The sequence below is a fragment of the Paenibacillus sp. FSL R7-277 genome (genome assembly GCF_000517965.1).
GTDB classification, from domain to species: domain Bacteria; phylum Bacillota; class Bacilli; order Paenibacillales; family Paenibacillaceae; genus Paenibacillus_AQ; species Paenibacillus_AQ silagei.
This window is the reverse complement of the sequence record NZ_ASPX01000069.1, coordinates 194,527-208,242: the sequence shown is the minus strand read 5'-3', so window position 1 is coordinate 208,242 and position 13,716 is coordinate 194,527. Positions and strand designations below refer to the sequence as shown.

Sequence of the window (13,716 nt, the reverse complement as noted above, 5' to 3'; positions counted from 1 at the left end):
CTTCCTTCATTCCTGCTCGGCCCAGCCCGTGTAAGAAAAGATTCATCTATATATACAATCTTTCAAAAGGTGAAACAATTCACATAATGGAGTGAATTAATTCACATAAGTGGACTTCAAGCTGCTGGTGAATATTTCTGGCTTGATGGTAACAAAATTGAAACTCTTTTCTCTGTGTAGAAAATCACATACCCTATAAGAAACATCACTTTTTTGCAATAGCACAAAATATATACTCCTCCGAACTCTCATAATATCCCATATCCTCCTTCATATGATAACGGTGAGATATATTATATTGTGTGATTGGGCTTGAATATGATATTTTAAAACGATGTCATGTTCATGGAAGGGAGTAACAGCTGCTGATGAATCAGTCGTGTATAGGCGTTATTCTTGCTCAGATCGGAACCCCTGACGCCCCGAGCGCCAAGGCGGTCCGTCCTTATCTGAAGCGGTTTCTGTCTGACCGCAGAATCATTGATTATCATCCGCTGCTCTGGCAGCCGCTGCTGCGCGGCATTATTCTGCGTACCCGTCCGCGCCGGTCCGCGAAGCTCTATCAGGAGATCTGGATGGAAGAGGGATCACCGCTGCTCGTCCATTCCAGAGCTCAGCAGGCAGCGCTCCAGGCACTGCTGGGCAGCAGTTATCAAGTCGAGCTGGGGCTTGCTTACAGCACACCCGGCATGGCCGAAGCCTTCCGCAAGCTGGAAGCTTCGGGAGTGACCCGTATCATAGTTCTTCCGTTATTTCCCCAGTATTCCTCAACAACAACAGCTTCCGTCTATGAAGCTGCAAGCTTCGCCGCTCTGGGACGGCATAGCCGCTACGGGCAGGTATCCAAGCGTTTCGTACCGGCGCTGCGGTTCGTAGAAGCCTACCATGATGCCCCCGGCTACATAGCAGCAATGCAATCCTTATTGCAGCGGCAGATCCGCGCGATGAGTGAAGAGCCGGATTATTATGTCCTGTCCTTCCATGGCATTCCCCGCCGTTATGCCGAGACCGGAGACCCCTACCCGCAGCAGTGCCAGGAGACAGGCCGTCTGCTCGCAGAAGCGATGGGCTGGACCCCGGAACGGTGGCAGCTCTCCTTCCAGTCCCGTTTCGGGCCGGAGACCTGGGTAGGGCCGTCGACTGCGGACACGCTGAAGGAGCTTCACGGACGCGGAATCCGGCGGCCGCTGATTTTCTCACCCGGACTTGTCACAGACTGCCTCGAAACACTGCATGAACTGGCCGTAGAAGGCCGGGAGCTTTTCGCCATGGGCGGCGGGAATGCTGAGATGCTGGAGGTGGCCCCTTGCCTGAACGATACGGAAGAATGGATCAGCTTCCTTGCGGAACGGGTAGACTGCTCGGCCCAGGGCTGGCTGTCTTCCGCCGAATGAAGATAACAAGAACGCCCGGTCTCACGGATGCCATCATCCTGTGAGCCGGGCGTTTTATTTTAAATAGTACGATTACTGAACCGTGAGCTGTTTATATTTGGCAGTCAGTTCCTCGAACCACTGCTTATCCTGCAAAGTCAGGGCAAAATCGATCAATTCGGCAATTTCATCAGGCTGCAGATCCGGGGAATCCTTGAAGCTGATCTCGGCCGAAGCCGCCGCATTCCCCTCCGAGCCCTCCGCAAAATCATAGGAGAACATCAGCTTGATGTCACTTTCCAGAAACTCATTACGCAGGAAGTAGAGCACCTCACACATCAGAACAGGTCTGACATGGTTCTCGAACACACAATCCATAACCTTAGCCCAATAATGCTGGTTGCTGAGATGCAGCTTATCGTTGGTCAGCAGATACTGCTCACCCTGATAATCATTGACAAATTTCAGTTCAACCGGCTCCATTTTAAAAATACCGGCAATTTGCTTCCTGGTGATATTCAAGATGTCCTGTGTTTCTAATCTCAACATTCTCATGCACCCCGTTCCTCAGGTTTGGACGATCTGTATATGCTGAATTTTCATAATTCGACAATAATTTTAACTAATTTAAAAGTATTATCGTCTTTTCCGCCCCTATTGTTAATGCTTTTTCATTAAAAACTTAAAATTTTCTGTTTCACGCTGCGAAAAATCGGTTAATTATTATCTTTTTTATGCCCACAAACGAAGGACAAAGCGGTGCAGGATATGGAGTATGAATTACGGCGGCGCTTAGGAGCACGCTCCGCAAACGGAATGTTGTTCCAATCGCTCTTGTATCCAGATTTTTCTCATTCCCCTAATCGGTGAAAATCCGGATACAAAGGCGACCGCTCCACTTTTCCACAATCATTCCGCCCGCTCCGCTGTTTAAGAGTGGGAGTATCAAACCCTAATACAAGTGCACTTCTGCTCTTTACTTACGTTCGCCCACCTCCGGCGAGTTTAGGTGAACTATACGTGGATCCAATGTTGTCTCTTCCTTTCCTGGCGGTGCTCCGCCTATCTCTTGCCAATTCTAAGCGTTTTCTCTCACGGACCGATTGTATGGATAGCATTGTTGCACATCTTGCAGGAATTCTCTACAAATGTTACTGGCTGCGGTAGCAATGTTGCATTATTTGCACAAATTTCGGTGTTTAGAGCAAGATAGCGCTGAATTTGTTGCATTTCTTGCAGGATTTCAGCATTAGCCGCTTCTATGGGGCAGTATTGTTGCACTTCTTGCAGGATTTCTCTATAAATGTTATTGGCTGTGGAGCATGGAGCCATACGTCATCGCAGCAGCACCGATTGTATTCGGTTTAATACGAAAATAAAAGTCGGGATGCGACTGATGCACCTGACTTATTTTCATTCCTGGGGGTGACAAGGCCTCTGTCTTGTCATGCCTGTTTTTCGCATAATTTCCTAAACAACAAAAAAAGCCACCCAGTCTGTGAAAGACTGAATGGCTCAAGATTAGAATACCAGTATATCCTCCCCGGCAGGATGTCCCGCTGCCTTAGCTGACGAACAACGGTACCAGCTGAATTCCCTCTTCGGGGGAGATCCGCACCAGGCCTTTATCGGAAATCCGCAGTGCGGGAATAACCGCCAGGGCCAGCAGAGACAGGGTCATAAAAGCATAGTTCAGCGTACATCCCGCATCATATAACGCTTTGCTGATGGCAGCGGATTGCGCGGCGGCAATCTCAAATGGCTCTGCGGACATTAGTCCGGCAATCGCCAGCGGGAACAAGGTGGTCCCGGCAGCGGTAATCACCGCAACACCGCCTTGAGCATCCGCCACGGCAGCCGCCGCCTGCGCCATCAGGCCATCATCATTGCCGATGACCAGCACATTATGGCTGTCATGAGCTACAGTCATCGCTATAGCCGCAGGCTCGCGGAAGCCAATGCCCTGCACAACCCCTACGGATTTGTTACCGGTTCCCTTGTGCCGCTCCAGAACAGCGATTTTGCACAGACCGCCCTGCACAACCAGCTCCGATCCAGCCACAGGCAGGCTCATGATCAGCTCGCCGGTCTCCACGTGGTTCTCAATGACCTGGATAACCCGCGTGGCCAGAACACCTTCCTCAATGGGCGCGTGGATCACGAAGTCTGCGGGAACCGGAGGCTGCTGCAGATGCACAGAGGCCAGTACTTCATCCGGGTAGGTGTAAGGACTCAGCTCAGCTGTCATGCTTCCGTTCTCAGCCACAACAACGCCAGCCGCAATTGTCATGACCACATGAACATCGGCCAGATTACCGTCCAGCAGAATGATATCTGCGCAGGAGCCCGGCGTGATGGAGCCGATATCGCGGGCTACGCCGAAGCGCTCGGCTGTATTGATCGTTGCCATCTGAAAAGCCGTGACCGGCTTCACCCCCTGGGAGATCGCATGGCGCACGACAAAATCCATATGCCCCTCATCGCGCAGCGATTCGGAGCTACGGTCATCTGTCACCAGCATCATCCGGCGCGGGTCCAGCCCGTGCTCGGTATGCGCCGTGATGGTTTTGGCGACATCATGCCAGGCAGAGCCGCGGCGCATTTTGGCATACATCCCCAGACGTACGCGTTCGATCACATCCTCCGCTGTCACACACTCATGATCCCCAGTCACCCCTGCTGCGGCATAGACCGGAAGTCTCCAGTCACTCGCCGGCCAGGTGAAATGCCCGTCAACATACCGTCCCGCACGCAGCGTGGCCTGGATCTCTCCGATCATCTTCTCATCGCCGTAAACCACACCCGGGAAGTTCATGACTTCGCCGAGCGCGATCACATCCTCGCCCCAGGTGTAGGCTTCCGCTACTTCCTCCGGTCCGATGGACGCGCCGGTTGTCTCAAATTCTGCGCCCGCAGAAGGGACACAGGAAGCCACCTGCATATAGGCAGCCAGCGGTGTTCCCCGCATCTCGTCCAGCATCAGCTTAATTCCCTTAAGCCCGAATACGTTGGCAATCTCATGGGCGTCGAAGAAGCCTCCGGTCGTCCCCAGCGGCAATACAGCGCGGGCGAATTCAGTCACCGTCAATTGAGTGCTCTCGATATGGCAGTGTCCGTCAATCAAGCCGGGAGCAATGTATCTGCCGGCCGCATCAATAACCTGCGTTCCCTCCCCGATCGTATGAGAGACATCCTTGCCGACATAAGCAATGCGCCCGCCCTGTACAGCGACGGACATGCCGTCCAGAATCTCCCCGGAGCATACATTGACCAGCTTGCCGCCTGTAATTACCAGTGTAGCCTTCTGATCTCCCCGGGCTGTAGCTACCAGCTCAGGCACGCAGTCGGCCAATGGTTGTCGTGTATAAGTCATCATGTGTACTCCCTTCCGGTTATCTATTTAGCAAAAACGGCCCTGACGCCCCTCAAGGGGCGCAAGCCGTCACTTAAACAAATCGCATTGTATGATTATCTTACTTTTGAATCATATACGTCAAGTGCCGCCTGAACGCCCTGTCCGGCAGGTACCGCGTACCCGTGGCGGATAAGCACCGCCTCCAGCGCACCAAGCAGACGCAGCACATTATTCTCACGGCAGCTGAAGCCCATGGTACCGATCCGCCAGATCTGGCCTTGTAACGGTCCAAAGGAGCTGGCGATCTCAATACCGAAACGCTGCAGCAGCATGGAACGGACGGCTTCCCCGTCTATCCCCGCCGGAATGAGCACACAGGTGACTACCGTCAGCTTGCTCTCCGCCTCCCCGTACAGCGCAAGCCCCATAGCTGACAGTCCGGCAGTAAGGGCTTGCTCATTGAATCTGTGCCGGGCATGCCGCGCTTCCAGCCCTTCCTCCAGGACCAGCCGCAGGCCTTCACGCAGAGCATAGAGCATAGAGGTCATCTCCGTATGGTGATTGAGCCGCCGGGGACTCCAGTAATCCTGCAGCATACTCAGGTCGAGGTAATTACTGCGCACTACGGGCAGCTCGCTGACAGCAGCAGTGTCAGTTCTAAGTCCACGCTCAACCTGCTTGCGCCTGAGCAGCTTGGCCTCGGCCCGGTCATTATACGTCACCGGGGCCATGCCCGAAGGGATGGACAGGCATTTCTGCGTTCCGCCGACCACGGCATCCAGCATCCAGGCATCTGTCTCTACCGGCACCCCGCCGATCGTCGCCACCGCGTCTACAATCAGCAGCGCATCCTGCTCCCGGCAGGCCTGCCCGATCCCGTCCAGCGGCTGCACACGGCCTGTAGAGGTCTCACCATGAACCATTGCCACCACATCCGGCTTGAAGCGCCGTATAGCCTCAATTACCTCCTCCGGCGGAAAGACGCGGCCCCATGTCTGTTCTATCGTGAGGACCTCAGCCCCGCAGCGTTCAGCAATCTCATGGAGCAAATGGCCAAAACGGCCAAAGACCGGAACCAGCACCCGGTCCCCCGGCACAATCAGGCTGACCATCACCGCTTCAATACCGGAACGCGAAGTCCCGTCTACCGGATAAGCCCACTGATTCTTGGTGGCGAACAGCTCACGCAGCATCTCCATCGTCTCATTCATGATCTCTGTGAATTCAGGATCGAATTGTCCCAGCACCGGATAAGACATCGCCCGCAGCACACGCGGATCAACCTCCACGGGGCCGGGGGTCATAATGCACCGCAAGGACGGCGACAAATCTTCGTACCGCTTCATGATTCTCTCCCCTCCAGACTTCCAATGATCAGATCTCGCGATTTATAGCGAAATTAAAATTACAACTCGAAGCTTGGTCGTCGCTGCGGTGAACAGTGTCTCTTATTCGTAAGCTAATCTATATAATATGGCTGTCAGCACTTCCAGTCCAGCAGCGAGTTCCTCCGGGGAGGTATACTCCCCGGGGGAATGGCTGATTCCGCCCCGGCTCGGCACGAAGATCATCGCAGCCGGGCAGCGCGGAGCGAACAGCTGGGCGTCATGCCCCGCACCGCTGACCATGCTCAGATAAGGCTTCTCCTGCTGGAGACAGATCTCTTCAAGAGCCGCGCGCAGCTCCTGGTCCATAGGAGCAGGGGCTGTCTCCAGCAGCATCTGCACCTCAAGCGTGAGGCCGCGCCTGCGGCCAAGCTCTGCGAACTCCGCCAGGACCGCTGCGCAGAAGCGCTCCAGCACCCCGGCTTCGCTATGCCGGATATCCAGCGTGAACTGCACTTCGCCGGGAATCACATTGGATGTCCCCGGGTAGACCTCTAGCCGCCCCGTTGTGGCTACCAGCGGATCACCCTCCGCCAGAGCGGAGCGCTCCAGCGCCAGCAGCATCTCCGCACTCCCGGCGAGTGCATCCTGTCTTAACCCCATCGGCGTAGTCCCTGCATGATTGGCCGTCCCGCCGACCTTGACAAGATACCGCCGCTGTCCGGCGATGGCTTGCACGACCCCGATTCTCCGGGACGTCCGTTCCAGAATAATCCCCTGTTCAATATGCAGCTCGACATATGCGGCAATATCACTGCGCACAGGACTATTATTTCGCCAGAAGCTTCCCTCCAGACCTGCCATAGATTCAACTTCTGACCCCTCACTCCCACATCCGGCACTCCTACTTCCGCCACTCTGCTCCAGACCCGCCGCAGCTTCAGCAGCCAACCCTTCATCCCCTGCCAGGCCACAGGCCGCCATCGCTGCCCCCAGCGTGATCCCATCCGCATCTGTGCAGTCTATACATTCCTTCCCGCTATACAGCCCGGTCACATTCCCCGAGCCCCAGAACGTCAGCGGAAAGCGGCTGCCCTCTTCCTCGCAGAAGGATACCACCGCAAGCGTCCGCAGCGGCGGACCGAAGGTCTCCAGAAGATAGTGCAGCGCAGTTACAGCTGCCGCTACACCATAAGCACCGTCATACCGCCCGCCGTTCACCACCGTGTCAATATGCGAGCCGGTCAGGATAACCTTGTCGCTTACCTGAGAACCGGCCAGTGTGCCATAGACATTCCCTACCTGATCCATCCTGACCTCAAGCCCGAGCCCGGCCATTCTCTCCTGCAAAAAATGCTGAACCCCTTGCCACTCCGGCGTATACAGCAGCCGGGTAACTCCAGGACCCGGAGCGCTGTAGGCTGCGAGTTCATCCAGCAGCTTCAGCATCTCCCCGGCGGGGACATGCGGGACCGGCGGCTTCATATCCCCGGCTGGCTGTGCCGGATACGCAGCCATTCTCCTCCGCCGCCAGCAATAACGCCTTCCGCGGCAGTATAGACAACATTGCCCCGGCAGATCGTTGCCGTTACCTTGCAGGATAAGGTCATTCCGACATAAGGGCTATGCCGGTGGCGGTACAGCAGATCCTCTGCATGCAGGGTATAGGCCGCATCTGGATCAAGCAGCACCAGATCGGCATCCAGCCCCGGCGTGATGGAGCCCTTGCGCCCCTCCAGCCCGAACCGCCGGGCAGGAAGGCCGGAGATCAGCGCTGAGATCTGCGTAACCGGCAGGCCGCGCACATGAACGCCTTCATGGAACATCAATTCCAAACTGCTCTGTGCTCCCGATATCCCGCCCCAGGCTTCCATGAACGACAGCCCGGGCGCCAGCTTCAATTCAGGCGGACAGGGGGAGTGATCGGAGGCGACCAGATCCACCCGGCCCGCAGCCAGCGCCGCCCACAGCCGGTCCCGTTCACTGCTGCTGCGCAGGGGCGGAGCGCATTTCGCCAGCGCCCCGAGAGTCTCCATGCTGTCTTCATCCAGGATGAGATAATGAGGACAGGTCTCTGCGGTCACATCCAGACCGCGCAGCTTGGCCTCATGAATCAGCTCAAGGGCTGCCGCTGTGCTGATATGGACGAAATGCAGCTTACAGCCGGTCCGCTCACTGTACAGCAGCGCCCTGGCTACAGCCTCCAGCTCGGCTTGCGGAGGACGCGAAGCCGCAAAATCCCTCGCGCTGCTGCGCCCGGCACGGAGTGCCGCCGCCCCCAGCGCCGAGGTTATCGCTTCGCTCTCCGCATGCAGGGCGAGAATCCCGCCGGTTGCGGCGATCCGAAGCATCCCCTGATACAGGGTATCATCGTCCACCTCACGGAACCGGCCCTCGCCTTCACCGCCGGGATTCGAGATGAACGCCTTGAACCCGGTAACACCCGCTGCAGCCAGTCCCTCCAGCTCCTCCAGATTCCCGGGCATAAGGCCGCCCCACAGCACATAATCCACCGCCGAGTTCCCGGCTGCGGCCTCCGCCTTCAGCCGGAGCGCCTCCAGATTCACTGTCGGCGGATTCCCGTTCAGCGGCATATCCGCATAACAGGTGCAGCCGCCGGCCGCAAGAGCAGCCGACCCGCTGCGGAAGCCCTCCCAGTGACCGAACGCAGGCTCATTGAAGTGAACATGCATGTCGATCATGCCGGGCAGCACATATTGTCCTTCCGCATCCAGAATTCTGGTCCCGGGCGATGCCTGTAAGGCTTCGCCCAGTGCAGCGATTTTGCCATCCTTCACCCCGATCTCAAGCCTGCGGACTTCTTCGGGCAGGACCACCTGTCCGTTCCTGATGATAAGCTCATAATCTTCTTCCTTCATGATAGGCCCACCTCCGGTCTATTGGCTTAAGATTAGATGCAGCGGTACACTGAATTGCCGCGTTAACTCCCGCGATAAGTGCTGTATCCTCCAGGTGCAACCAGCAGCGGTACATGGTAATGGGCGGAAGGGTTCGGCATATTGAAGCGGATCGGAATCTGGTCCAGGAACGGGACTACAGCGCCTGCTCCCTCCTCCTCAGCCTCCGGTTCCCCGGCACCAGCCTGAGCGCCCCGGAAATAATCCCCTGCCATGAACAGCAGCTCATAGCTTCCGGCCTGCATTTCTTCTCCCGCCAGCAGCGGAGCGTCCAGCCTGCCATCCTCATTCGTCACCGCCTCACGCAGCAGTACAGGCCCTCCGGTACTCAGCCGCCAGAGCTGAAGCGACAGGCCCGCAGCAGGCTTGCCCTGTGACAGATCCAGCACATGAGTTGTCAGCCGTCCGTTCCTTCCAGACATTTGCGTCACCCTCCTCCTATAATATGCAGTGCCCTGCTCTATTCCGCCCCCAGCAGATCCTCCAGCCGAAAACGAGTAATCGCACCAATCTCCAGCAGCGCCTGTTCCTGCTCCTCTTCAAGCGAACGATCCACACGCTCACCGATGGCGCTAAGGATCTCTTCTTTAGTTTTGCCCCGTACGGCGAAGATGAACGGAAAGCGGAATTTCGCTGTATAGGCGGCGTTCAGCCCGGTGAGCTCCGCGAATTCCTCCGGTGTCAGCCGGTCCAGTCCGGCCCCCTGCTGCTCGGCCGCCGACAGCGGACTGACCGCAAGCCTTGTCGCCAGATCCGGGTGAGCTCTCAGCAGTGCCAGCACCTGGTCCGGCTCCGCCTGCCGTGCTATCTCCATCATGGCAGCATGCAGCTCCTGCACGGAATCGAACGGACGCCTGCTGTACACCTCCTCTGCAACCCAAGGGGAGTGCTCGAAGATGCCGCCGAGCTGCTCCACGAAGTCTTTTTTTACCATCGAGTTCATCTGCTCCAGAGTCAACCGGTCCGCCGGTATAGTCATAGGCCAGCCCCCATCCCTCTAATTTGTATATTTCCGCCTGCGCCCTTCCGGCCTAGAACCGCTGTTCGCGGATATATGGTGTTCCCAGTGATTCCGGCGTACCGGAGGGCTTGTTGCGGTTGCGGTATCCCAGATACATCAATACGAGAATCGTTACGACGTAAGGAATCATTTTCAGAAAATAAGACGGCACCGCACTCCCCAACAGCTGAATACGGAAGCCCAGCGAGTCGAGTGCTCCGAAGAAGTAGGCGCAGAAGAGAGCGCGCAGCGGATTCCATCTGGCGAAAATCACCAGACCCACGGCGATCCAGCCCCGTCCGGCGGTCAGCCCTTCATTCCAGGTCGGCGCATACGCCAGCACCATATCCGCACCGGCCAGACCAATCAGCGCCGCCCCGGCAGTAACATAGCAGTAACGGATCAGCTGCACACGAATCCCCATGACGTCCGCAGTAGCCGGATTGTCGCCGACCGCCCGCAGATGCAGCCCCCACGAGGTATGGTGAATCAGCAGATGCAGCACAAGGACGAGCAGAAGACTGAACCAGGTCAGCAGATCCAGCCTTCCAAAAAGCTCCCCGAGCACCGGCACCGGCTTCAGTATATCCAGATCCAGCTTGGGCAGACTGCCGGGAAGCGGAATGCCGCTGATCGACTTGCCCACATAAGCGCTAAGGCCGCTGCCGAACAGCGTCATAGCCAGGCCCGACATCGTCTGATTCGCCCTCAGCGTGACACACAAGAACGAATGAACCATACCCAGAAGAGCGGTAATGGCTACCGCCGAGAGCAGCGCAAGGATCAGATTCCCGCTGCGGATGTAGACGATGCAAGTCGTCACTGCCCCCATCAGCATCAGCCCCTCCGCGCCGAGCTGGATAATGCCGGCCCGTTCGGTCAGAATGCCTCCCAGCGTAGCCAGCAGCAGCGGTGTTCCGGCGGAGATAGCGGCGATTAATAACTGTGTAGTGAAATCCATGAGTGAACTCCCTCCTGTACGAGAATGCTGTTATGCGCTCCGGCGGATGCGGAACCGGTGAATCATGTCGCCGGCAATCAGGAAGAACAGGATCGCGCCCTGCAGCATTTCCGATATGGACGAAGGCAGTCCGATAGTCTGAACACTATAGCCGCCCACAATCAGGCCGCCGAACAGAATCGAAGTCACAATCAGGCCCAGCGGGTTCAGCTTGGCAAGCCAGGCTACGATGATCGCCGTATAGCCATAGCCCGGAGAGATCCCCTGCATCAGCTTATGCGTAACCCCCGACACTTCAGCCATGCCGGCAATCCCGGAAAGACCGCCGCTGATCAGCATGACGATGATAATATGCTTCTTGATATGGATGCCCGCATAACGGGCTGCTGTGGGATTGGCGCCGATCAGACGCAGCTCATAGCCCCAGCGGGTGAACCGGATCATCAGATAATAGATCAGCACAGCCACAAGGCCGAAGACCAGCCCGATATGCAGCCGGGTGCTGCCAAGCACCGGCAGGGACTGGGCGGCCGTGAACATCGGCGAACCCGGGAAGTTGAAGCCCTTCGGGTCCTTCCAGGGGCCGAACACTACATAATCCAGAGCCAGCAGGGCCACGTAGTTCAGCATCAGCGACGTAATCAGCTCATTGACACCGAAATGGGTTCGCGGCACTGCCGTCATCAGACCCCACAAAGCTCCGGCTGCTGTACCGAAAACCAGCATCAGCATGATGGACCAGAAGGAAGACAGGTCCGGGAAATAGATCGTTACCGCAGTAGCCGCCATAGCGCCTACTGTCAACTGACCCTCTGCCCCAATATTCCACACAGAGATCCGGTAAGCTACAGCAATACCTAGCCCGCAGAGCAGCAGCGGAATAGCCTTGACCATGGTTTCAGTGAAGCCGTAGGAGGTGCCGAAGGCTCCCCGGAACATTTTCTCGTAGACGACCAGCGGACTCATTCCATTAGCGGCGATGAACACCGCACAGAGCAAGAGTGCCAGAACAACGGACAGGATGGGCGTCCACCACGGTGAACGGGTACGGCTTGAATCATATTCCAGCCTGAGGGAGTACCACCTCCCGCTGCGGCCCGCCATCGGCGTAAACGTTGCAGATTGATTTCCAGGCTTCGGACTCATACGGCACTTCCCTCCCTGCTCCGGATACCGGCCATCATCAGGCCGATTTGTTCCCGGTCCGCCTGCTCATGATCGCTCTCGCCTATAATTGAACCGCCGTAGATCACCAGAATACGGTCGGATAACTGCAGCAGCTCATCCAGATCCTCGGAGATCAATAGCACTCCGCTACCGGAGCTGCGCAGCTCCATCAGCAGCTCATGCACCCCTGCCGCTGCGCCGACATCCAGCCCTTGCGTCGGATGCACGGCCACCATCAGCTTCGGACGGTGGCTGACCTCGCGGGCGAACAGCAGCTTCTGCTGGTTCCCGCCGGACAATTGCTGCACGGGGGTATCCAGCTCAGGCGTCTTCACATTGAAGCGGCGGACCAGCTCCTGCGACCAGGAGCGGTTCCTCGCCGCCTTCAGGAAGCCGAACCGGGAATGCTCCCCGCTGCGGTAAGACTTGAACAGCAGGTTGTCAACGGACCCCAGCCGTCCGGCCAGACCGCTCTTCATCCGGTTCTCCGGCACATGCGAGATGCCCGAATCGATCGCTCCTCTTACCGAAGCTGTTTTTACCGGACTGCCGTCAAACCGGATCTCGCCCGTCCTCCATGCTCTTAGCCCTGTCAATACCTCCGCCAGCTCCTTCTGCCCGTTGCCCGCGACACCGGCCACGCCCACAATTTCGCCTTCATGAACCGTAAGCGACAGGGCATCCAGCGCCTTGCGGCCATGATCCGCAGCCACCTCCAGATCGCGGACGATCAGCAGCGGCTCTCCGGCCGTCGCCGCGCGCTCCTGACGGCTAATCGTAACCTCCCGGCCCACCATCAGCCGGGCCAGCTCCAGCTCATCCGTCTCGCCCGTCATCAGCGAAGCAATCATTTTCCCCTTGCGCATCACGGAGATCCGGTCCGAGGAGGCCATGACCTCCTTCATTTTATGCGTGGTCATGATCACTGTCTTGCCCGCCTGCTTCATCACCTGAAGGGTCTCGAACAGCTGCTCCGCCTCCCCCGGCGTCAGCACCGAGGTCGGCTCATCCAGAATGATGATATCTGCCCCCCGGTACAGCGTCTTGACAATCTCAACGCGCTGCTGCTCTCCGACAGACAGCTGCCAGATCGGCCGGTCGACGGGAAATTTCAAGCCAAACCGTTCTCCAAGCGCCTCTATCTCTTCATGCTTATGTCTAATCCATCTGCTGCCGCGCCAGAAAGACGACTTTTCGCCAAGCACGATATTCTCCGCCGCTGTAAGGCTCTGCACCAGTCTGAAGTTCTGAAAGACCATGCCTACACCGAGCAGTGCCGCATCCTTCGGGGAACGGATTCTGGCCGGTTTGCCATGAATGAGAATCTCCCCGGCGTCCGCCCGGTACACTCCTGACAGCATGCTCATGACTGTGCTTTTCCCTGCCCCGTTCTCCCCGAGCAGCGCGTGAATCTCCCCCGCATTTGCCGAAAAATCAACTTGATCGCTGGCCGTCACAGCACCGAATGTCTTCACTATCCCGCGCATTTCAACCGAAGGGTCCTGCATAATACTACGCTCCTTTCCGGGTAGTTATAGTACAGGTGGGGAAGGCTCCGGTATCCGGAACCCGCCCCACCCGTAAGGCCGTGCTGTATTAAGATGTGTAGTAGCAGCT

The 13,716-nt window shown here is 57.2% G+C and carries 11 protein-coding genes; 1 reads left to right on the top strand and 10 read right to left on the bottom strand.

Translation table 11 applies throughout. From position 1 onward, the window contains the following. Positions 1–368: 368 nt before the first annotated feature. A complete protein-coding gene (hemH, locus tag C173_RS20155; RefSeq protein WP_036727724.1) occupies positions 369–1,394 on the top strand; it encodes a ferrochelatase in 1,026 nt (341 codons plus the stop codon). A 72-nt stretch (positions 1,395–1,466) separates the two neighbouring features. Here hemH and C173_RS20150 read toward each other — a convergent pair whose 3' ends face one another. The 10 genes from C173_RS20150 to C173_RS20105 all read right to left on the bottom strand — a co-directional run bounded on the left by C173_RS20150 (position 1,467) and on the right by C173_RS20105 (position 13,607). Beyond that, positions 1,467–1,922: an IDEAL domain-containing protein gene (locus C173_RS20150; RefSeq protein ID WP_036727946.1), complete on the bottom strand. Its 456-nt coding sequence runs from the start codon at positions 1,920–1,922 to the stop codon at positions 1,467–1,469. A gap of 1,015 nt (positions 1,923–2,937) precedes the next feature. Next, positions 2,938–4,746: an adenine deaminase gene (locus C173_RS20145; protein WP_036727944.1), complete on the bottom strand. Its 1,809-nt coding sequence runs from the start codon at positions 4,744–4,746 to the stop codon at positions 2,938–2,940. Positions 4,747–4,841: 95 nt separating this feature from the next. Further along, a complete protein-coding gene (locus C173_RS20140) occupies positions 4,842–6,074 on the bottom strand; it encodes a pyridoxal-phosphate-dependent aminotransferase family protein (RefSeq protein ID WP_036727722.1) in 1,233 nt (410 codons plus the stop codon). Between the two features lie 102 nt (positions 6,075–6,176). After that, a complete protein-coding gene (locus C173_RS20135; RefSeq protein WP_235191963.1) occupies positions 6,177–7,571 on the bottom strand; it encodes a Zn-dependent hydrolase in 1,395 nt (464 codons plus the stop codon). Beyond that, a complete protein-coding gene (allB, locus tag C173_RS20130) occupies positions 7,535–8,932 on the bottom strand; it encodes an allantoinase AllB (protein ID WP_036727720.1) in 1,398 nt (465 codons plus the stop codon). Before allB ends, C173_RS20135 begins: the two co-directional genes overlap by 37 nt. Before the next feature lie 62 nt (positions 8,933–8,994). Beyond that, complete coding sequence (gene uraH / locus C173_RS20125; protein WP_036727718.1) at positions 8,995–9,393, bottom strand: hydroxyisourate hydrolase; 399 nt, start codon at positions 9,391–9,393, stop codon at positions 8,995–8,997. A gap of 38 nt (positions 9,394–9,431) precedes the next feature. Further along, positions 9,432–9,950: a 2-oxo-4-hydroxy-4-carboxy-5-ureidoimidazoline decarboxylase gene (uraD, locus tag C173_RS20120; protein ID WP_036727716.1), complete on the bottom strand. Its 519-nt coding sequence runs from the start codon at positions 9,948–9,950 to the stop codon at positions 9,432–9,434. A gap of 52 nt (positions 9,951–10,002) precedes the next feature. Then, positions 10,003–10,932 (bottom strand): ABC transporter permease, encoded by a 930-nt coding sequence (locus tag C173_RS20115; RefSeq protein ID WP_036727714.1) that lies wholly within the window; start codon positions 10,930–10,932, stop codon positions 10,003–10,005. Between the two features lie 30 nt (positions 10,933–10,962). Next, positions 10,963–12,036 (bottom strand): ABC transporter permease, encoded by a 1,074-nt coding sequence (locus tag C173_RS20110; protein ID WP_051478234.1) that lies wholly within the window; start codon positions 12,034–12,036, stop codon positions 10,963–10,965. Positions 12,037–12,074: 38 nt separating this feature from the next. Then, a complete protein-coding gene (locus tag C173_RS20105; protein WP_036727711.1) occupies positions 12,075–13,607 on the bottom strand; it encodes an ABC transporter ATP-binding protein in 1,533 nt (510 codons plus the stop codon). Positions 13,608–13,716: the final 109 nt, after the last annotated feature.

What these genes read in the sequence shown, in the direction of transcription:
- C173_RS20110 (WP_051478234.1), bottom strand. Translation starts at nt 12,036, where the DNA reads ATGGCGGGCCGCAGCGGGAGGTGGTACTCCCTCAGGCTGGAATATGAT.
- allB (WP_036727720.1), bottom strand. Translation starts at nt 8,932, where the DNA reads ATGAAGGAAGAAGATTATGAGCTTATCATCAGGAACGGACAGGTGGTC.
- C173_RS20115 (WP_036727714.1), bottom strand. Translation starts at nt 10,932, where the DNA reads ATGGATTTCACTACACAGTTATTAATCGCCGCTATCTCCGCCGGAACA.
- C173_RS20135 (WP_235191963.1), bottom strand. Translation starts at nt 7,571, where the DNA reads ATGGCTGCGTATCCGGCACAGCCAGCCGGGGATATGAAGCCGCCGGTC.
- C173_RS20145 (WP_036727944.1), bottom strand. Translation starts at nt 4,746, where the DNA reads ATGACTTATACACGACAACCATTGGCCGACTGCGTGCCTGAGCTGGTA.
- uraD (WP_036727716.1), bottom strand. Translation starts at nt 9,950, where the DNA reads ATGACTATACCGGCGGACCGGTTGACTCTGGAGCAGATGAACTCGATG.
- hemH (WP_036727724.1), top strand. Translation starts at nt 369, where the DNA reads ATGAATCAGTCGTGTATAGGCGTTATTCTTGCTCAGATCGGAACCCCT.
- uraH (WP_036727718.1), bottom strand. Translation starts at nt 9,393, where the DNA reads ATGTCTGGAAGGAACGGACGGCTGACAACTCATGTGCTGGATCTGTCA.
- C173_RS20140 (WP_036727722.1), bottom strand. Translation starts at nt 6,074, where the DNA reads ATGAAGCGGTACGAAGATTTGTCGCCGTCCTTGCGGTGCATTATGACC.
- C173_RS20150 (WP_036727946.1), bottom strand. Translation starts at nt 1,922, where the DNA reads ATGTTGAGATTAGAAACACAGGACATCTTGAATATCACCAGGAAGCAA.
- C173_RS20105 (WP_036727711.1), bottom strand. Translation starts at nt 13,607, where the DNA reads ATGCAGGACCCTTCGGTTGAAATGCGCGGGATAGTGAAGACATTCGGT.